The sequence below is a fragment of the Methylomonas sp. ZR1 genome (assembly GCF_013141865.1).
Taxonomy (GTDB): Bacteria; Pseudomonadota; Gammaproteobacteria; order Methylococcales; family Methylomonadaceae; genus Methylomonas.
Genome location: NZ_RCST01000001.1, coordinates 1,635,427 through 1,654,206, shown reverse-complemented (window position 1 = coordinate 1,654,206; position 18,780 = coordinate 1,635,427). Strand labels below are relative to the sequence as shown.

Below are 18,780 nucleotides of genomic sequence, written 5' to 3'. Positions count from 1 at the left end.
TATCGTTCCCACGCTTCAGCGTGGGAACGCCGCTCTAGACGCTCCAGCGTCGCGACTATCGTTGGTCCGTCTATCATCAGCAATGGCAATAGCCCTAGTAACAGAAGCAATCCGTTTGATTTACGCCCGAACTTTATGCCGAAAGCATAATTGCTAAGTAGATGTAATCCATCTTCCCATTAGCCAATCGCGGCAATTCCTCCACAACCAGATAACGACAAGGCTGCATGTAAGCCGGCAATTGTTTGCTCAATGTTTTGCGGACTTCAGCGATAGTCAGCTCCGCTGCCAAAACTAATACCAAGGCAGGACGCTGGCCGGCGGAGGGGTCATCCACGCCAATTACCGCGCAGCCTTTGACGCCGGCGATGGCATTGACGACGGCTTCGATTTCTGCCGGCTCAACCCTGTAGCCGGAGCATTTCAGCATGCGTCCCAAGCGACCGTAAAAGCGGTATTCGCCTTGCTCAAAGCTGGCGCGGTCGCCAGTGGGATACCAACCGTCAGCGTTTAGAAAGGACTGCACGCGGCCGTCACGCCAGTAGCCGCTGGCTAATGTCGGTCCGCGAACCCATAACTCGCCGGTGTCGGCGGCTATGTGCAGTTCGCAGCCGGCGGCGGGCAGGCCGATGGGGATGGTTTGCTCGGCGACTAAACGTTCGCGTTGTACCGGCCAATAACAGCAGACATTGGTTTCGGTGGGGCCGAAGAAATTGTAAAAGGCCGTCCGCGGCAAACTGGCGGCCAAATCGATCAGGGCCGGGGTGGGAAATACCTCGCCGGCGAAAATAATAAAGCGCAAAGCCGACAGCGGAGTTTGCGCCAAATTGCCTTTGTAGGTGAGAAAGGCCAGCAAGGAGGGCACGGTGTACCAGCCGCTGATGGCGTGTTCGCTCAGCCAGGCGCTCAAACGAGCCGGGGCCATGCTCAAGCCGGCCGGGATGAAATGCAGGCTGGCGCCGCTCCCTAACACGGCGTAAAGATCGAAGGTGGATAGATCGAAGAAAAACGGCGCGCTACTGGCGATGCGGTCGGCAGGGGTTAAGACCAGCAACTCGGCGGCCCAGGATGTGAACGCCAAAATCGCCCGATGACTAAGCGCCACGCCGCGCGGCTGACCGGTGGAACCGGAGGTATACAAAATCGCCGCCAGCGATTCAGCGGGAATTTCAACTGGAGCTAGCATGCCTCCGTTACAGCTGGCGATGTCCAGCCACAAATTTTCATCTAGCCAGTCAGGCGCCGAATCCAATCCTACTACTGCGCAAACCCGAGCATCGGCGACGATAAAGCTCAGTCTGGGTGCCGGATTCTTCTGATCTAAAGGCACATAGCAGGCTCCCGCCAGCAGCACGCCGAACAGCGCGCAGGCGGCATCGATACCGCGATCTAGATGCACCGCCACTGGCTGGCCGGGGCGGACGCCCCTGGCTTGCAAGGCAGCGGCGATGGCTTGCGCCTGTTGCAGCAATTGCCGATAGCTGATTTGCCGGTCTTGCTCTTGCAAAGCCAGGGCGTCGGGTTGGTGTTGGCATTGGTGTAGAAAAGGATTTAGCAGCATGGATGGCTAATTCAAAAAATAAAGTACTTATCGCTCCCACGCTCCGGCGTGGTAGCTAGACCTGGGACGCTCCAGCGTCCCGAACCGCTGGAGCGGTTCTAGCTGCATTCCCACGCTGGAGCGTGGGAACGATAGATAATCTGGGCGATGGGTGCGCGTTATTGGCTATCCAATAACTCAACATCCATCCGCGCCATCACCGCATCCAGCCAGGCTTCGTCGATTGCCGGCGACAAGTAGCTATAGGACAAAACCAGCTTGCCGTTGAGTTGGCTGGCCAGCAGCGCCAGGCCGGGCGGTAAGGTCATCCAACACATCAGGGATAGATTGCTGACCGGCACGCCGAGAAAGCCTTTCTTACCCCAGGACAGTTCGCCGATGTCGGAAAACCACAGCGAGCTCAATTCGCCGCCGCTGTGTTGTTTACGCAGCACTTTCGCGTATTTTTCGGGCGACAGCCATTGCCCCAGCCACATCAGCGGCAGGTAGGCCAAGTCCAGTTCATCACGCACCACTTGCTGATGTTCGCTGAGTAAGTGTGCAAACAAGCCTGTTCTATCCCGCACTTGCTCGCGCTTCGCTCGGGCAAACAGGCAGCCGATATGGTTACCAAACACCGGTGTCGGCGCATTTTGCCGGCGCAGATTGAAGGCATAGGGGATGCAGTAGCCGTCTTTTGCGGCTGGCGGTCCGACCCATTCCATGGCCCGCATGAAGCAGCCCAGGTAGTACAAAGTGCGCCCGGTCAATCCGGTGGCCTGTTGCGCCAGTTTGGCGATGCGTTGCGACTGGGCGGCATCGAAGCGCTGCACTTTTAAGTGCAGGCGTTGCGGGCCTTGTTCAATTTGCGTGGGTAGGCAACTATCCAAGCTGTTGGCGGCGGTATTGTGGCGTTTGGCTTTGAAAAACAATTGCAGTTTTTTCCAGAAGCTCCATTGCGCCAGTTTGGCTTCGATTAAGGACGAAGATTCCTTGAAACTTTCCGGCCGCTCGGACGACAGAAAGTCCAGCAATATCTTGCAACCGCGCGCGTCCAGCAGAGGATGTAGCCAGATCAGCAGCAAAGTGCCGCCTTCAGCGCCGGCTATCCAGTGCACGGTCAGCGGCCGGGATTCGGGGCGATTGAAAATGTCCAACAGCAAACGCTGCGATTCCTCCACCTCATCCGCACCGGGTTGGCACTGATGTAGTTCCAGCGGTATCGGGTCGCCGGTGGCGACCCAGGCAAAACGCTTGCCGCGCGGCTGAATAACGGCTGAGGATTGAGGAAAGCGCTCCACCAGCAAATCCAGGCGCTTTTGCAGAGCGGACAAGTCCGGCGTTTGGGCCAATTGCAAGGCAAACCCGCAATATCCGCCGGGCATCCCGGCGTTGCGAATTTCTTGATCGAGTACGTAGGTAAAATAATCGCCGGGATTGAAGAGCTGTTCTTGAGAGTTTGTCATCCGGCGTAACCGCTACGGCGGATCCAGCTTTCCAGCGAGTTCAGACTGCCGACGTTATCCGGTTCGATTTCGGTGTCCGGCAGCGTCACGCCAAATTCTTTTTCGGCAAACATGATCAGGCGCATGATGCCCATGCTGTCCAGGCCGGCGTCCAACAGGTTGTCGTCGTCGCCGAATGAGGCCGGGTCTTCGTGATAAATCAGTTCGGCAAAGATGAAATGCTTGAGTATTTCCTTCATGGCAGCAAGAGGTGGGTGAGTTAAAAACAAATCCTAGTCAAAGCGCAGCACTCGCGTTAAATCGGCTCCGGGGAAAAGGCTTTTGACGCAAAACCCCAGCGCGGCACTTGCCGACAATAATGGCTGTAAGACGCGCCAAACCGGCTGGTCAAATCCGGTTCTTCGCGAAACACCACGGTAGTATGAAAAAACAGCGCAATCGAGCCGGCATAGACTATCAGGCCCGGATCGGCGTATAGCAAACATTCCGCTAGCAGCACCAACAATACGCCTTGAAACATCGGATTGCGGGTCCGCCGATACAAGCCGCTCACTACCAGTTTCTGCGGGGGATCGATAGGCGCGGGTGTGCCCAAACCGGTGATAGCAAAATCCCAAGCACAGCGTAGATAACTAGCCAAACCCAGGATAATACAAAAGCCGGCGGGCGGAGCCCAGGCCAGGTTGGCCGGCTGCAAGTTACCGGCTGAGTCGGAAAGTACCCAGTAAGGCATGTAAACCAACACCGCGCCGGGAACGAGCAGCGTGAATAGCAGGATTTTGAAGGCCAGGAAAGGACGCACGTATCGGTCTGTCGGGTTTGGAAGTTCGGATGGGCTAAGCTTGCGGCAATTTTGGCATTCCGCGCGCCGCAATCCAAGTGATTTTGAACCGCTGCGGGAATTTGTGTAGAATCCGGCGTTTGTTAATGGAACTTGAACAGCCATGTCAGAAGACTTGATCAGCCAATTGAAAACCATGCTTATCGAGGGCTTGCTCCTGGAAGACATCGTCCCTGATGACCTGTCACCGGATGATGCTTTGTTCGGCGGTGGATTGGGCTTGGACTCTATCGACGCGCTGGAAATCGGCGTGATGCTGGACCGGCAATACGGCATCAAGATCACCTCCGGCGACGAACGCAATAATCAAATCTTTCTCTCTCTCCGCTCGCTCGCCGAATTCGTCGCCGCTAATCGCACCCGTTAACCATGGGGCAGGTCGTCAAACCGCTGATTATCGCCGGTATCGTCGTCGCTTATCCTTTTCTGAGTGCCTACCTGGCCGGCCTGGGATTTGCCAGCTTTGAACTCATCGTCTTCGCTGCGCTGACCTTGTGGCGCGGTTTTACCTCGTCCGGGCTAATCTCGCGTTTGCTTAGTTTTTTACTGGCTGCGGTGTTGCTAGCCGGCGCTTATTTTGCCACGACCTATTTTGTCTGGCTGGTGCCATCATTTGCCTATTTGTGGCTGACATTTTTGTTCGGGCATACCTTGTGGTCGCCACCTTCTTTTATCGAACGCTTGGTGCGTTTGCAGTTTCCCGAGTTAGTGCCGGGTATAGCCGAATATTGCCGGAACCTGACCTGGGTTTGGACCTTGTTCTTTGCCGTCAACATCGCGATCTGCGCCGCGCTGCCGGCTATCATGGGGCAGACCGCTTGGGCGCTTTATACCGGCGTGGTGGTGTATCTATTGATGGGCCTACTGGGAACCGGCGAATGGTTTTACCGGCATCGACGCTTTCCCGATTTGGAGATTCCGCCAGCGTTGGAAACTTTCAAATGCATCGCCACGAACGGCCATAAGGTATTCAAGGGATGACGATTCAACGCACGCTGTTTTTACTTTTGGCCGTGTTCCCCATGTTTGGATGGGCTGATGACACGGTGCTGAGCGAGTTATTGACTCGAATCCGCCAAACAGGTCAGGCGCAGTTTCAGTATGAGGAAACCCGCGTACTGGAACTGGCAGACGCGCCATGGCACGGACAAGGCTACATGCTGTCCGGCGCCGACGGTAGCCTGGTCAAATTGCAACTGCAACCGGCGCGGGTGATCATGGCGATCACCGAACAGCGCATGCTTTACTGGGACCCGCAGCAAAACCAGCGTCACAGCGCGGCTTTGGATTCGGCGGGGCCGGCGGGTGAGCAAATCAAGGTGTTTCGCAGCATCCTGCAAGGCCGTACCGAAGAATTGCAGCTTAATTATGCCATCGCCGCCGACAAGCAAGGCCCGCAATGGACTTTGCGCTTGACGCCGAAACCCGAGTTGAGCGGTGATGATCTCCCTTCCATTGAATTATCCGGCGATGACCAAGACCAGCAACGGCGCATTTTAATCAAACAGCCGGACGGCGAATCCACCGAATACCGCATGCACAAAGCCACGGCAGCACAACAACAGGACTATTCGCTCCCCAGTTTGTTGCGGGAAGCCAGCGGAGAATAGGGCATGTCTTTTGTCTGGCGAAAGCGCTGGTTCGTGCTGCTGTTTCCCTTATTGTTGGCCATCACGTTCTGGCAGATCAAGGTCGAGACAGACCTGAACGCTTTTTTTACCGCGACCGACGATGAAGACTCCCGGCTGTTGGCCGGCTTGTTGAAGTCAGGCGAACTGTCGCGGCGCTATTTGCTGGTGGTGGAAAAGTCCGATCATGCCCCCGCTGCAGACTCCACAGTTGGAGGTGAAGCCCCGATGTCCGTGGCCACATTCACTGCGAGCTTGCTTAGTCAGTTAGCGAAACTGGATGACGTGGAGCAGGTGTGGCCGGCCGATCAGCCACCCCGCGACTGGGTCGATGCCGTAGCTACTTACGCGCCTTACCACGCCCGGCTGTTCAGTCTAAACCCCGAACAAGACGCGCCTGAATTGTTCGATCCCAGCCTGTTGCCGGCCAAAGCCGCAGGATTGAAGCAAGCCTTGCTGTCGCCGCAAGGCAGCTTTGTAAAAACTATTGCCAAGCAAGATCCGTTGTTGCTGTCTTTAAACGGCTTTAAGGCGTTACAGGGACAGTTTCAGCAGCAAGCCAAACGCAGTCAGGGTGGCGCGTTAATCCTGCAAAGCCGGCCGGCGGCGCTGGATTCGGCAGCGCAGACACGTTTGCAAGGGGCGATACAGGCCAATTTCGTGGCATTAAACGCCGCGGCCGGGGAGGGTTTCAAATTGTCGATGGCTGGGGTGCCGGTGTTCAGCGTCGCCGCGCAAAGCGAAATTAGCCAGGATGTGACCCTGGTGTCGGTGGTGTCCAGTTTGGCGGTGGCGCTGGTATTTTTATTCCTGTTTCATTCGTTTTCGGCTTTGCATTGGGTGATGATGGTGCAAGGCGCGTCGTTTGTAATCGGCACCCTGGCAACGGCGTTAGTCTTTCCGCAAGTCCACAGTCTGACGCTGGCCTTGGGCGCCAGTTTGATCGGCATCTCCTCGGATTATCCGATTCATGTGATGGTGCATTGCGCCAAGCATCGCAACACCCCGCTATCGGCGGCCAAGCTGTTGTGGCCCAGTCTGTTGATGGGCGGCTTAACGACCGTGATCGGCTACGGGGCCTTGGGCTTTACCGGCTTTCCAGGCTTTGAGCAAATTGCCGTGTTTGCCTTGGCCAGCGTCGTTGGCTCGCTGGGCTTGACCCGCTGGGTATTGCCGGCTTTGCTGGTCAATTCATCGCTGCACGCCGCACATTTGCCGGGCATCGGCGCTTGGGTGAATTTTTGCGGCCGGCACCGGAAAATCTTGCTGGGTCTGTTCGCCGCCAGCGTCGTCATGGCTGTGCTGTGTCTGCCGCAGATTCGTTGGATGAGCGATATGCAGCAACTGGCAGTCAATATGGATAGCTTGAAACAGCAGGATGCGGCAGTGCGCGCGCATTTTTCCAGTATCGAACCGGGCCGTTTTGTGTTGATACAAGCCGACGACTGGGAAACTGCGCTGCAACGATCCGAAGCCGCCGAACGCCGGTTGCAGTCTTTAAAGCAAGCGGGAGTCATTAGCGAATATCACGGCCTGTTTCCGTGGTTGGTATCTGCGCAGTTGCAAACCGAAAATAGCCAAGTTTACCAACGTGGCCTGACGCCTGAATTTCAGCAAGCTTGGCAAGCCGGCTTAGCTCAGGCGGGCTTGTCGGTCGAGAAGTTAGGGACGTTAGCGCCTGCGTCACCCGATGCACTGCAAGCTGATTGGGTGATGGATTCGCCTGTCAGACATATTCTGTCCGGGCAAATAGTCAGCGGGCAATCCGGGGTGATGTTATCGCTGTGGTTGGGCGAGCACGATCCCGCCAAATTGACAGCCGGTTTGGCCGGCTTGGAAGGCACGCGGTACTTCAGCCAAAAAGATCAGCTGGATCAGTTGGCGGGGAAATATCGGGATCGGTCTTTAATGATGCTGGGCATAGGCATAGTCGTGATGGCCTGGTTTATTTGGCTGCAACAACGCGACCTGCACAAAGTGTGTTTGACCTTGCTGCCTTCGCTGGCTGGCGTGCTGTTCATTTTTGCCACGTGGGCGCTGCTGGGCGAGGAAGTCAGTTTTCTGCATGTGATTGGCTTGTTGTTATCGGTGTCGTTATGTGTGGATTACGGCATCTTTTTTATCGACAACCGCGGCCAAGATGCCGATGTGACTTACCACGCGATTGCCTCATCCACTCTGACTACGATTGCCTCTTTCGGTGCCATGGGCTTGGGCAAGACGCCCACCTTGCCAATTCTGGCACTGTCGGTAAGCTTGGGCGTGAGCTTGGGTTTTCTGCTTTGTCCCTTACTGATCCAAAAGCCAAAGAATTAATGCCTATTTCCCCGCTGATTTCTCCAGTCGCCGTCACGGCCTACCAGTGCGTCAGCGCCGGCGGTGACGATGTGGACGCTTTGTACAACAGTCTACTAGCCAATCGTCCTTGCCTGAAACCGCTAAGCTTGTTCGATATTCCTTTTGATACGGTAGTGGGTGAAGTAACTTCAGCCTTACCGGACATTCGGCCTGATTTGCAAACCTACAATTCCCGCAATGCCCGCTTGGCATTAAAAGCTTTGGAGCAGGGCGGTTTTCGCGCCGAGGTGGAGAGGGCGGTCGCCCGTTACGGTGCGGCCCGCGTCGGTTTAATACTCGGCACCAGTACCTCCGGTATCTACGACTCAGAGAACGCCTATGCGCGCTTGCAGCAAGACGGCGTGATGCCGGACAACTTTTATTTCACCAAAGTGCAAACCGCCCAAGCCACAGCCGAATTTTTGCAGCTGGAACTGGGTTTGCAAGGGCCGTGCTACGCCATCTCCACAGCCTGCTCGTCCAGCGCCAAAGCCTTGGCCGCCGCGCAAAGAATGATCGTCACAGAGTGCTGTGATGCGGTATTGGTGGCCGGCGTAGACAGTTTGTGCCGCCTGACCCTGCGCGGCTTCAACAGTTTGCAACTGATCTCGGCGGACGCTTGCCGGCCGATGGATGCGGGGCGCCAAGGGATTAACATAGGCGAGGGCGCGGCTTTACTGTTGTTGGAAAAACCCAGCACTGACAATACGGATCGGCCCCGACTGTTGGCGGTGGGGGAATCGTCGGATGCCCACCACATGAGTGCGCCGCACCCGGAGGGGCTTGGGGCTGCTTCGGCAATGGCGCAGGCTTTACGTTTGGCAGGACGCGATGTGCGCGAGGTCGATTACATTAATTTGCATGCCACCGCCAGCACCCTGAACGATCTTGCCGAGGCCAGAGCTGTAGCCAGCGTGTTTGCCAATCCGCCGCCCTGCAGTGGCGTGAAAGGCTTGCTGGGTCATACCTTGGGGGCGGCCGGTGCCGTGGAAGTCGTGGTGAGCCTACTGGCTTTGGAGCGCGGATTTTTGCCCGGCACCTGCGGTTTGCAAATGCCCGACCCCGAATGCCGGTTTCCGCTGGTAACGGCGCCAGAACTGAACATTAGCCCCCGACTGATATTGAGCAATGCGTTTGGCTTCGGTGGCAACAATGCCAGTGTCCTGCTGGAGGCTGCATAATGGAATGCATGAGCCTGCTTGGCGTCGGCGTTTGCGCGCCGGACCCGGCATTTCGAGCTAGCCTGCCGTTTCCGGCTTTTGCTATCAATCGCGAGACCATTCCTCCGCTGTTGCGCCGCCGGAGCAGCCAGGCGATGCAGATGGCCTTCAGCGCGGCCACCGCCGCTTGCGAGCAAGCCCAGCGTTCGCCATCCAGCTTACCGGCGATATTTGCCAGCGTGGCCGGAGAAATAAACACCACCGACCAGATTTGTAACGAACTGGTCAAAGCGGACGGGGTGATGTCGCCCAGCGCTTTTCATAATTCCGTGCAAAATACCGCGGCGGGTTATTGGAGTATCGCTCAGCAATGTACCCAGCCAGCCACCGCTTTGGCGGCGGGATCGGATACCTTGGCAATGGCGTTGTTGGAAGCTTGGTGCCAGTTGGCTTGCCAGGGTGGCGAACTGCTATTGGTTTGTTACGATGAGGCATGGCCGGGCTATCTGGCTCCCGGTTCTGGTAATCCGGCTTTTGCCTATGCCCTGCTATTGGCAGCCGGAACAGTCGATGGACGTCTGATGCAGATTAGCAGACCGCAAGTTGGCGAAAGCATTTTTCCGGCGGACTGGACTGATTCGGTTAATAGCATGCCCATTTTGGCCGCCGTTCCTTTGCTTGAAGCGGCTTTAACCGGAAGAGTGCCGCAAGCCATAGCATTAAGCCCCCATGTGCCGGGTTGGCAAGTTCATGCAGGAGTGGCCTCTGCTTATCCGAAAACGGGCGATGGTGAAAAATGGCGGTAACTGAACTACTATTGACCGCTGACAAAACTAACCGGAAGGTATCTCTGTGAAGCACTATAAAACATTAGCATTCTTCGCCGCTTTAGCGCTGGCCGCCGGCTGCGCATCCAGCAATAAGGCGCCCGCGCAAGCAGGCACGCCGGCGGCTCAATCAAGCACCGCCCCGGAATCGCGGATTGACGGTAATTTTCCGGCCAATAGCCCATTCGCCAAACTCAAGCTGGGGATGACCCAGGGCCAAGTCCACGAAATTCTCGGTCAACCCACCGACACCAAGTCTTACCAAACCGGTAAAGCCTGGATTCCGTTTTATTTCGGCCCGGACGTAATGCGCACCGATGAGTTTTACAAAGGTGTGGGCATCATTACTTACACCGGTGCCGGTATCGGCGGCGTGCATTGGACTGTGTTTCGGGCCATTTACAATGCAGCTGAAGACGGTTATCCGAACGATTAATCAATATAGCTCTGAATGATGCTCGACAATAAGCAAAACGGTTTTGACTATGATGTTGCGGTCGTCGGTGGCGGTCCGGCCGGCTCGACGGCCGCGACCTTGCTGGCGCAATATGGCCACAAGGTTTTGCTGTTGGAGAGCGGCAGGCATCCGCGTTTTCACATTGGCGAATCCATGCTGCCGTTCAGCGAACCGGTCGTCCAACGCTTGGGGATAGATTGGAGCGCTGGCAACCTATCGAAAAGCGGAGCGGTGTTTATCGACGAAGCCACCAAACAGCGCATGTATTTTCCGTTGGCAATCAATCGCAAGACCTACCAGATCGAACGCGCCCCATTCGATCAGATGCTGTTTGAAAACGCCGGCAAACACGGCGTCGATACACATCAGGACGAAAAAGTACTGGACGTTGCCTGCCAACCGGCAGGGGTGGACATCCTGTCCGATAAAGGCCAATACCACTGCCGCTATTTGATCGATGCCACGGGCCGCAGCGCGTTAATGGGCAGGAAAGACAAAGCTATCAGACGTATCGACAATTTGGGCAAATTTGCGGTGTATACCCACTTCGAGGATATTCAACCGGGCGAGGAGGCTGACGAATTGTTCAGTTCCGGCAATATATACGTGCCGGTCGTCGACATTGGCTGGATTTGGATCATTCCGTTGGCTGGACGCCGCTTGAGCGTGGGCTTGGTGGTACAGAAAGAGCGCCCCAAGGACTGCGATGCGGAAGAATTGTTGCGCCGTTATTTGGCGGCATCGCCGCTCCTGAGGCGTTTGACAACAGGAGCGGCGCAATTCGCGCCGGTACGGGTCGAAGCGGATTTCAGTTACACCAACCAAAGCCGCTACGGCGTCCGCTATGCCTGCTGCGGCGATGCGGCCGGCTTCCTCGATCCGGTGTTTTCGTCCGGCGTATTTTTAGCCTTCACCAGCGCCGCCCGCGTTGCCGACCGCGTCCATTTTGGGCTAAGCGACGGGCGGGAAGCCGATCCTGAGCTGCACACCGAGGACGATGATAAGTACTTGCTGGGTTTTAATACGATGCGATTATTCGTCGAGCGCTTTTACCAATCCAATATTGTCCATAACTTGTTTTTCGAAGCCGACCGCGATCCGGATTTGAAAGCCCAGATCGCGCAACTGTTGGCCGGCGATTTATGGGTAGACGACAACAAACTGCAACAAAGCCTGCTGGCTGGTCGCCGCAGTGTAAGTTAGTTTTTCCGGATACTTCCAGCCTTTGCCGGCTAAGCAGCATTACCCGACCATCCATCTATCCGCGTCGCCAACATGCACGGTTTTCAGGCTCTGCTAGTCTTTAGGGCTTTTGACTGGGACGAATCACTATGCGCGTTAATCGATCTTCATTGGGGCCAACGCTGCTCAGCCTGCTGGCGGTGGTCGTTTTCGGCTGTCCGATTATTTACACTGTTATGTACCACCCGATCAGCCGCATGGCATCGGCCAATCCCTTATACAAGGAGTTGTCCAAGAACGCTTTTATGGTAATGTCCGCTAAAGTGGATTTGGCAGCCGGACGCTTGATCAGCTTTGACGATGCGGCCGGCAAACTGCAGATCAGCAGAATCGTCGGTATGCCCGGCGATGAAGTCGGTTTTGCGGCGGGCATATTGTCGGTTAACGGCAAACCGGCCGGTAAATATCCGCAGAGTGCATTGCCCAATTCGACGTTAATCGTGCCGCAACAAGCCGTTTTCTTTTTCCCGGATTTTATTCCCGACACTGCGGAGTCCGCGAATCCCGGGACATTGGCAAACCATCTGCTGGCGCATAGCAACATAAATGCAAGCGTGCTTTATGTATTCGATCAAGCGACGTCGGCGGCCGAGCACCCGGAACTATTCGTTTACGGTTCGGCTTTGATCGTGCTCTATGGCCTGGTATTTTTCGGACTGGGCAAGCGTAAGGAGCGTATCGTTAAACCGGTTTATTACTTGGCGCGAATTAGCGTTGGTTTGAATTTTGCGATCTGGTTATTGCTCGGAGTCATAGGCCTATCGGTTGGTTATAACGCCGTCATGCCGGCCATTTATTATGCGTTTGTTTCCTGGTTGACGTTTTTTGGCTTATCTGTCGCCGCTGCGGGCACGACGCTGGTGGCGATTGTGATATTCGCGGTGTTGGCGCTATTTTCCGATACCGAATTTGCTGCCAAGCGCCTTAACTCGTAGTCCGGAATGACAAACGGCCAGGCTCTGCTAAGCTTGGCTCTCCCATTTCCCGCTCACATCTTTAACAGGACAATCCTCAGCTAATGGATGCCATGCTTTCTTTAATTGAAAACGTCGAAAAAGTCATTATCGGCAAACGGCCGGTCATCGAATTGGCCGTGGTCGCGATGCTGTGCCGCGGCCACGTGTTGCTGGAGGATGTGCCGGGCACGGGCAAGACCATGTTGGCCAGGGCATTGGCCCGTTCGGTGGCGGTGGACATGAAACGCCTGCAATGCACCTCGGATTTATTACCGTCCGACATTACCGGTGTCGCTATCTACAATCAAAAAACCGCCGATTTCGAATTCCGGCCGGGGCCGGTATTTACCCATCTGCTGCTAGCCGACGAAATCAACCGAGCCACACCGCGCGCGCAATCGGCGTTGTTGGAATGCATGGAAGAATTTCATGTCAGCGTGGACGGGTATACACATGAACTGCCCAAGCTGTTTATGGTGCTGGCCACCCAAAACCCAATCGATATGGCCGGCACCCACGCCTTGCCGGAAGCACAGCTGGACCGGTTTTTCATGCGCTTGCGGATGGAGTACCCCAATATCGAACAGGAAATGCGGATACTGGCAGCGCAAACCCAGACTCATCCTATCGACAGCTTGCCGGCTGTGACGTCCGAAGCGGATATTCTAGCGGCGCGGGCTCAGGTCAAGGCGGTGCATATTAGTATGGACGTGGCTAAGTATATGGTCGGTATCAGTGCCGCCAGCCGCCAGCATAGCGATTTGCGCTTGGGTATCAGCCCGCGCGGCACCTTGGCCCTGGCGCGCGGTGCGCAAGGCTTGGCTTATTTACGCGGCCGGGATTTCGTGTCGCCGGATTTAGTGAAAAGCATCGCGCCGGCGATTCTGGAACACCGCCTGATCGTCAAACCGCAGGCCGCGGTATTGGGGCGCAATGCCGGCGAGATTCTCGCGGAAATTCTCGACCGGCTGCCACCGCCGGTAGTTTGATCGCTAGACTGCAATGGCGCTAAGGCTGAAATTTTTAATCTTGTGCGGCTTTACGCTGGCCGCGTATCTGGCGGCGATCAGCCGCGAACAGAGTCTGCCCTGGCTGCTCGCTGCATTGCTCAGTGCCGCCTTATTGACCGGCATGCTCTGGCCGCAATGGTTGCTGCAACGCTTATCGGTGCGGCGGGTCGGACCGCAACGGGCTTTGGAAGGCGAAACCATCGTGTTTCGGGTCCACGTACAAAATCGCGGCTGGCTGCCGCGTTTCATGGTGGAGTTGGTCGACCGCTTGCCGTTTGTGGGTGCCGCAGAACAAGGCGCCAACGACGGTGACAAATTGCTGGGCAGCGTCGCTTACGTGCCGGGCCGCGGCGAGCGTAGTTTCGACGTACCCTTGCTGTGCGAAAAGCGCGGTTTTTATAAACTGGGGCCGATGGGCTTGGCGTCCAGTTTTCCGTTGGGCTTGGCGGAGGCGCGCAGCCGCGCCGACCGTTCCCTGCAAACCCTGACCATTTATCCGAAGGTCTTTCCCATCCTATCACTGCCGCTGTTCGGCGCACCCAGCCAAATTCACCGCGGTGGTTATTGTCTGCCGGAAGGCGCCGGTGCGGCGGAATTTTCCGGCCTACGCGAATACCGGCGCGGCGACAATCCTCGGCATATCCATTGGCCGACTACGGCGCGCTTGAATGAGTTGATGGTCACGGAGTTCGAGCCTTTGGCGTCGGCATGCCTCTGCATCGCCCTGGATTTGGCCAAGGACGCCAATATCGGCCGCGGCAAGCACAGTACCCTGGAATACGCGATACGCATCGCCGCCTCCGTGGCGGCTTATGCCTGTGGCCAGAATATACACAGTCGCGTGTTGGCTGATGCCGCACAGCCTTTGCGGATTTTGTCCGGCAAAGGCGATTTTCATTTTCAAGCCATCCTGGATGCGCTGGCAATCGCGGAGGCCGACGGCGACACGCCGTATGCCAAATTGCTGACCGAGATTGCGTTGAATTGCGTGCGCGGCGAAACGGTCGTGCTGTTATTAGCCGAGCCGCCGCATCGCCATCCCGAAACCCTGCAGGCGCTGGCTTTGCTGCGGGCCAAGGGCGTGTATTTGTTCGCGGTATTGTTTGAACGTGACAGCTTTCTAAACGCAGCCAGTTGGACCCGTCGCGACACTAGCGACCGGACATTGAACGCCGGTTTACTGGAATTGGGCGCGCATTGCGTCACGGTTCGGCGAGGCGACGACTTAACGGCGCTGTTTAACCAATGACCGCCTCTCAGTTGAGTTTTCCAGTCTATGTGGGATTGTTTCTAGCGCAATGGCTAGCCGTTGCCTGCAATGCATTTTTGGATATTCAATACGGCAGCTTTACGCGGGAAATGCTGTTCTGGGCTATCGTATTCGGCGGCACGTCCATTGTCGGCTGGCGGCAAAGCCACTGGCTTTCGGGGGCGGGCAAGGTGTGGCAGAAGGCGGTGTTGTTTATCGGTTTCTTGCTGTTCGTATTGGTATTTATGCCAATTTGGGGTATGCCGCGCGCCGGGTTGTATCTATTGGCGATGTTGCAGGCTTCCTACAATTGCGTCACCACCGGCCGGCGCGAGATGAATCTGGGGTTGTTGGTGTCGTTGGCAATCGTGTTGTTCGCCGCCTCGCATTACCGCGCCGACTGGACCATGTTGTTTTATCTAGCGCCTTATATCGTGACGGTGGTGTTTTGTCTGGTTGCCGAGCAAGTCCAGCGGCGCGGCGCGGACTTGCAGCGTTTGAGTCTGGGTCGGCCCAGCAGCCAAGGCCAGGGCGCCGCTATTTTGGCGGCCACCGCCGCCATCGTGCTGATCGGTGGCGGGCTTTATCTGATAACGCCGCAAATCAACTGGCCTTATCTGGAGTGGCGTTTCGGCCAGGTCAGCTTGCAAAATCCCGGCGGCGAAATCGAACAAGCCGGCAGCGGCGGCCAAACCGGTTCCGGTCAGCCAGCCGAAAAAGCGGGTGGCGAGCAACAACAAGCTGCGGGAGGAGGAGAGGGCACAGGCCAACAATTGCAGGCCGGCAGTCGGTGGCCGAGCCCGGCGGACATGCGTGACGCCGCTAAGCGAGTCAATATGCCTGCCTGGCAGGCGGCGGCGATCAACGGTATTGCCGACCTCAGCGAATCTACGCAACAAGCTTTGGTACCGGCTGTGGCGGTGATTTTCGACTGGTGGGAGTGGTTGAAACAATGGCTGCGCGAACACTGGCTGGCGGCGTTATTGGGTTTGCTGGCATTGATTCTATTGGCTATTTTCCTGGCATTCGGAGCTTTGTTGCGGGAAATCCCTTGGGTAATTTGGCTAATAACCCAGTGGGACTATCTGCGTTTGGGTGTGATCGGCCGCCATGCCGGCGGCGAAACCGCCGCCCGCCAGTATTACCGAGCGATGTCGCACTTGTTTGCATTGCACGACGTGCCGCGCGCCGATACCGCCAACACCCGCGAATATCTGGCGCAAATCAGTCGTCGGCATCGCGATGCGCGGCGCAGTGCGGCGGAAATCACCGGTTTGTTCGAAGCGGCCCGTTACGGCGATAAACCGTTAGCGGACGCGCATATTCGGCGCATGCGGCAGTTGTACCGCACAATTTATCGTCAACTTTAATACGGCCAGTGCCATCGATCGTCTTCCGGTCGGTCTATGCCGTGCTCGTAAGCGTAGTTGCGGCAATCGATTTGCCGGTCACGCAGTCTTTCCTTGACGTGGGCACCGGATACTTGCAAAGCCGGAATCCGATCTATCGCATCGATTGCCAGGCTGAAACGGTCGGTTTCGTTTTGAATGGCTAGTTCCAGCGGGGTGTTAATACTGCCTTTCTCCTTATAGCCACGTACATGCAGATTATTATGGTTATGGCGCCGATAAGCCAGCCTATGAATTAGCCAGGGATAACCGTGGAAGTTGAAGATCACCGGTTTATCGACGGTAAACAAACTGTCGAAATCCCGATCCGACAGACCGTGCGGATGCTCGCTGGCCGGCACTAGCTTGTACAAATCCACCACGTTGATAAAACGAATTTTCAATTGTGGAAAGTGCTCTCGCAACAAAACCACCGCAGCCAAGGCTTCCTTGGTGGGAATGTCGCCGGCGCTGGCCATCACCAGATCGGGCTCGGCACCATCGTCATTACTGGCCCATTCCCAAATACCGATGCCCTTGGTGCAATGTTTGATCGCCGCGTCCATATCCAGGTATTGCAGATGTTTTTGTTTGTCGCAAACGATCACGTTAATGTAGTCGGTACTTTGCAAACAATGGTTGGCAACAGACAGCAGGCAGTTAACATCGGGCGGCAAATAGATGCGCGTTACCGACGGGCTCTTGTTGACGACCAAGTCCAAAAAGCCGGGGTCCTGATGCGTAAAGCCGTTATGATCCTGCCGCCAAACCGTCGAGGTTATCAACAAGTTTAGCGAGGAGACCGGCGCCCGCCAGGATACGGCCTTGGACATCGCCAGCCATTTGGCGTGTTGATTGAACATGGAGTCGATGACATGTACAAAGGCTTCGTACGACGAAAAAAAGCCGTGGCGACCGGTTAATAAATAGCCTTCCAGCCAACCTTCCAGCGTGTGTTCGGAGAGCATTTCCATCACCCGGCCATCGGTCGCCAGTTCGCCGCCGTCGGCATCTTCCGGCAGATAATCCGCCAGCCAGGTTTTCTTACTGGCTTTGTAAACATCATCCAGTTTGTTGGAGCTGTTTTCGTCGGGACCGAATACCCGAAAGTTGTGCATATTGGCGTTCATGATGTCGCGCAAAAACTTGCCCAGCGGCCGGGTATTTTCCGCGGACACTTTGCCGTGGCCGTCCAACGCCAAGGCATAATCTTGAAAATCCGGCATCCGTAAAGCCTTACGCAACAGACCACCGTTGGCATGTGGGTTCGCGCTCATCCGCCGGCTGCCTTGTGGAGCCAGGGCTTTTAATTCGGGAATCAGCTTGCCATTTTCAGCGAACAATTCTTCCGGTTTGTAACTTTGCAGCCAGTCAGACAAGAGTTGCATATGCGCCGGATTGTCTTTCACGCCGGCCAACGGCACCTGGTGAGAACGCCAGAAGGCTTCCACTTTATGCCCATCCACGTCTTTCGGCCCGGTCCAGCCTTTCGGGCTGCGTAAGATAATCATCGGCCAATGCGGCCGGGTAGGGATGCCGCTTGCGCGGGCTTCTTGCTGGATCCGCCGAATCTCCAGCACGCAAGTTTCCAGTACACCAGCCATCAGTTGATGCATGGTGTCCGGATCGCTGCCTTCCACGAAATACGGGTTGTAGCCGTAGCCACGAAACAGTTGTTCCAGCTCTTCATGAGGAATCCGTGATAATAAGGTCGGATTGTTGATCTTGTAGCCGTTTAGATGCAGGATCGGTAGCACCGCGCCATCGCGGATCGGATTCATGAATTTATTGGAATGCCACGATGTAGCGAGCGGCCCGGTTTCGGCTTCGCCGTCGCCGACCACCACCACCGCCAGCAAATCCGGATTGTCGTAAGCGGCGCCATAAGCATGAGAAATGCTGTAACCCAACTCGCCGCCTTCATGGATAGAGCCCGGCGTCTCTGGGGTGCAGTGGCTGCCAATGCCACCAGGGAACGAAAATTCTTTAAAAAACTGCAACAAACCGTCTTGGTCTTCGCCTTTATTCGGATAAATTTCCGCGTAAGTGCCTTCGAGATATACTGGTGCCAACACTCCCGGCGCACCGTGACCAGGGCCAGCCAGAAATATCGCGTTAAGGTCGTATTGTTTGATCAGCCGGTTGAGATGGACGTAGATAAAGCTCAAACCGGGACTCGAACCCCAGTGGCCGAGCAGCCGGTTTTTGATGTGGTCCGGTTTCAGCGGTTCTTTTAATAAAGGGTTATCGCGCAGATAAATCATGCCGGCCGCTAAATAATTGCAGGCTCGCCAATAGGCGTTGATGCCTTTTAGTTCTTCTTGGCTCAGTGGTGAGATAACCGCTGGTAAAGCTGTTTCCAGTGTCGTCATGCGCTAACTCCTTTGTTGACCAAAACGTGTTTCCGCGCTACCAGAACGGCGTGGAAATTCCTGGATTAGTGTAGTGTATGCTTGTGCAATTCAAAAATAGTGAATTACCGATAAAATTTGGCATTGTCGCATTCGTTGGATACAGCACTTAAACCGGAACAATGTTCGCCAATAATCGAAAAAGCGTGTTTTCGCAATCCATATTATTTAACATAATATACATTATGCGAATTTATTGCCATCTGTAGTTATTCGGTAAACTAATATTGTCATCCCTTTGGGATGATGTGCTATATTGTAACTTAAT

The 18,780-nt window shown here is 55.8% G+C and carries 17 protein-coding genes; 12 read left to right on the top strand and 5 right to left on the bottom strand.

Going from position 1 to position 18,780, the window contains the following annotated elements; genetic code table 11:
• Nucleotides 1-133: 133 nt before the first annotated feature.
• The 4 genes from DDY07_RS07585 to DDY07_RS07570 form a co-directional block, all read right to left on the bottom strand.
• Nucleotides 134-1,561 carry an AMP-binding protein gene (locus DDY07_RS07585; RefSeq protein ID WP_171695433.1) on the bottom strand — a complete coding sequence of 476 codons (1,428 nt, stop codon included), beginning with the start codon at nucleotides 1,559-1,561 and terminating at the stop codon, nucleotides 134-136.
• Between the two features lie 158 nt (nucleotides 1,562-1,719).
• Nucleotides 1,720-3,006 (bottom strand): hypothetical protein, encoded by a 1,287-nt coding sequence (locus tag DDY07_RS07580; RefSeq protein ID WP_171695432.1) that lies wholly within the window; start codon nucleotides 3,004-3,006, stop codon nucleotides 1,720-1,722.
• Nucleotides 3,003-3,245, bottom strand: coding sequence for an acyl carrier protein (locus tag DDY07_RS07575; RefSeq protein ID WP_171695431.1), 243 nt, complete (start codon nucleotides 3,243-3,245; stop codon nucleotides 3,003-3,005). Before DDY07_RS07575 ends, DDY07_RS07580 begins: the two co-directional genes overlap by 4 nt.
• A gap of 56 nt (nucleotides 3,246-3,301) precedes the next feature.
• A complete protein-coding gene (locus tag DDY07_RS07570; RefSeq protein WP_367650859.1) occupies nucleotides 3,302-3,808 on the bottom strand; it encodes an isoprenylcysteine carboxylmethyltransferase family protein in 507 nt (168 codons plus the stop codon).
• Nucleotides 3,809-3,950: 142 nt separating this feature from the next.
• On the opposite strand from DDY07_RS07570, the gene DDY07_RS07565 reads away from it, so the two are divergent.
• From DDY07_RS07565 to DDY07_RS07510, 12 genes are all read left to right on the top strand, one after another.
• Nucleotides 3,951-4,214 carry a phosphopantetheine-binding protein gene (locus tag DDY07_RS07565; protein WP_033156258.1) on the top strand — a complete coding sequence of 88 codons (264 nt, stop codon included), beginning with the start codon at nucleotides 3,951-3,953 and terminating at the stop codon, nucleotides 4,212-4,214.
• Nucleotides 4,215-4,216: 2 nt separating this feature from the next.
• Nucleotides 4,217-4,828 carry a hypothetical protein gene (locus DDY07_RS07560; protein WP_171695429.1) on the top strand — a complete coding sequence of 204 codons (612 nt, stop codon included), beginning with the start codon at nucleotides 4,217-4,219 and terminating at the stop codon, nucleotides 4,826-4,828.
• Nucleotides 4,825-5,457, top strand: coding sequence for an outer membrane lipoprotein carrier protein LolA (locus DDY07_RS07555; RefSeq protein WP_253734430.1), 633 nt, complete (start codon nucleotides 4,825-4,827; stop codon nucleotides 5,455-5,457). Before DDY07_RS07560 ends, DDY07_RS07555 begins: the two co-directional genes overlap by 4 nt.
• Before the next feature lie 3 nt (nucleotides 5,458-5,460).
• Nucleotides 5,461-7,791 carry an MMPL family transporter gene (locus DDY07_RS07550; RefSeq protein WP_171695428.1) on the top strand — a complete coding sequence of 777 codons (2,331 nt, stop codon included), beginning with the start codon at nucleotides 5,461-5,463 and terminating at the stop codon, nucleotides 7,789-7,791.
• Nucleotides 7,791-8,993, top strand: a complete 1,203-nt coding sequence (locus DDY07_RS07545) for a beta-ketoacyl-ACP synthase (RefSeq protein WP_171695427.1) — start codon at nucleotides 7,791-7,793, stop codon at nucleotides 8,991-8,993. The genes DDY07_RS07550 and DDY07_RS07545 overlap by 1 nt, the downstream gene beginning before the upstream one ends.
• Nucleotides 8,993-9,778, top strand: coding sequence for a beta-ketoacyl synthase chain length factor (locus DDY07_RS07540; RefSeq protein WP_171695426.1), 786 nt, complete (start codon nucleotides 8,993-8,995; stop codon nucleotides 9,776-9,778). The genes DDY07_RS07545 and DDY07_RS07540 overlap by 1 nt, the downstream gene beginning before the upstream one ends.
• 46 nt (nucleotides 9,779-9,824) lie before the next feature.
• Complete coding sequence (gene bamE, locus DDY07_RS07535; protein ID WP_171695425.1) at nucleotides 9,825-10,235, top strand: outer membrane protein assembly factor BamE; 411 nt, start codon at nucleotides 9,825-9,827, stop codon at nucleotides 10,233-10,235.
• Nucleotides 10,236-10,253: 18 nt separating this feature from the next.
• Complete coding sequence (locus DDY07_RS07530) at nucleotides 10,254-11,459, top strand: NAD(P)/FAD-dependent oxidoreductase (protein ID WP_171695424.1); 1,206 nt, start codon at nucleotides 10,254-10,256, stop codon at nucleotides 11,457-11,459.
• A 128-nt stretch (nucleotides 11,460-11,587) separates the two neighbouring features.
• Nucleotides 11,588-12,433, top strand: a complete 846-nt coding sequence (locus DDY07_RS07525) for a S26 family signal peptidase (protein ID WP_171695423.1) — start codon at nucleotides 11,588-11,590, stop codon at nucleotides 12,431-12,433.
• Nucleotides 12,434-12,525: 92 nt separating this feature from the next.
• On the top strand, nucleotides 12,526-13,443 hold the full coding sequence (locus tag DDY07_RS07520; protein WP_240618004.1) for a MoxR family ATPase: 918 nt from the start codon (nucleotides 12,526-12,528) through the stop codon (nucleotides 13,441-13,443).
• 13 nt (nucleotides 13,444-13,456) lie between these two features.
• Nucleotides 13,457-14,713 (top strand): DUF58 domain-containing protein, encoded by a 1,257-nt coding sequence (locus DDY07_RS07515; RefSeq protein WP_171695422.1) that lies wholly within the window; start codon nucleotides 13,457-13,459, stop codon nucleotides 14,711-14,713.
• The gene (locus DDY07_RS07510) at nucleotides 14,710-16,083 is read left to right on the top strand and encodes a DUF4129 domain-containing protein (protein WP_171695421.1); all 1,374 of its coding nucleotides are present in this window, start codon (nucleotides 14,710-14,712) and stop codon (nucleotides 16,081-16,083) included. The genes DDY07_RS07515 and DDY07_RS07510 overlap by 4 nt, the downstream gene beginning before the upstream one ends.
• Here DDY07_RS07510 and DDY07_RS07505 read toward each other — a convergent pair.
• Nucleotides 16,080-18,473: a phosphoketolase gene (locus DDY07_RS07505; RefSeq protein WP_171695420.1), complete on the bottom strand. Its 2,394-nt coding sequence runs from the start codon at nucleotides 18,471-18,473 to the stop codon at nucleotides 16,080-16,082. The genes DDY07_RS07510 and DDY07_RS07505 overlap by 4 nt on opposite strands.
• Nucleotides 18,474-18,780 lie beyond the last annotated feature (307 nt).

What these genes read in the sequence shown, in the direction of transcription:
- DDY07_RS07550 (WP_171695428.1), top strand. Translation starts at nt 5,461, where the DNA reads ATGTCTTTTGTCTGGCGAAAGCGCTGGTTCGTGCTGCTGTTTCCCTTA.
- DDY07_RS07530 (WP_171695424.1), top strand. Translation starts at nt 10,254, where the DNA reads ATGCTCGACAATAAGCAAAACGGTTTTGACTATGATGTTGCGGTCGTC.
- DDY07_RS07525 (WP_171695423.1), top strand. Translation starts at nt 11,588, where the DNA reads ATGCGCGTTAATCGATCTTCATTGGGGCCAACGCTGCTCAGCCTGCTG.
- DDY07_RS07510 (WP_171695421.1), top strand. Translation starts at nt 14,710, where the DNA reads ATGACCGCCTCTCAGTTGAGTTTTCCAGTCTATGTGGGATTGTTTCTA.
- DDY07_RS07560 (WP_171695429.1), top strand. Translation starts at nt 4,217, where the DNA reads ATGGGGCAGGTCGTCAAACCGCTGATTATCGCCGGTATCGTCGTCGCT.
- DDY07_RS07580 (WP_171695432.1), bottom strand. Translation starts at nt 3,006, where the DNA reads ATGACAAACTCTCAAGAACAGCTCTTCAATCCCGGCGATTATTTTACC.
- DDY07_RS07555 (WP_253734430.1), top strand. Translation starts at nt 4,825, where the DNA reads ATGACGATTCAACGCACGCTGTTTTTACTTTTGGCCGTGTTCCCCATG.
- DDY07_RS07505 (WP_171695420.1), bottom strand. Translation starts at nt 18,473, where the DNA reads ATGACGACACTGGAAACAGCTTTACCAGCGGTTATCTCACCACTGAGC.
- DDY07_RS07520 (WP_240618004.1), top strand. Translation starts at nt 12,526, where the DNA reads ATGCTTTCTTTAATTGAAAACGTCGAAAAAGTCATTATCGGCAAACGG.
- DDY07_RS07565 (WP_033156258.1), top strand. Translation starts at nt 3,951, where the DNA reads ATGTCAGAAGACTTGATCAGCCAATTGAAAACCATGCTTATCGAGGGC.
- DDY07_RS07515 (WP_171695422.1), top strand. Translation starts at nt 13,457, where the DNA reads ATGGCGCTAAGGCTGAAATTTTTAATCTTGTGCGGCTTTACGCTGGCC.
- DDY07_RS07545 (WP_171695427.1), top strand. Translation starts at nt 7,791, where the DNA reads ATGCCTATTTCCCCGCTGATTTCTCCAGTCGCCGTCACGGCCTACCAG.
- DDY07_RS07585 (WP_171695433.1), bottom strand. Translation starts at nt 1,561, where the DNA reads ATGCTGCTAAATCCTTTTCTACACCAATGCCAACACCAACCCGACGCC.
- DDY07_RS07540 (WP_171695426.1), top strand. Translation starts at nt 8,993, where the DNA reads ATGGAATGCATGAGCCTGCTTGGCGTCGGCGTTTGCGCGCCGGACCCG.
- DDY07_RS07575 (WP_171695431.1), bottom strand. Translation starts at nt 3,245, where the DNA reads ATGAAGGAAATACTCAAGCATTTCATCTTTGCCGAACTGATTTATCAC.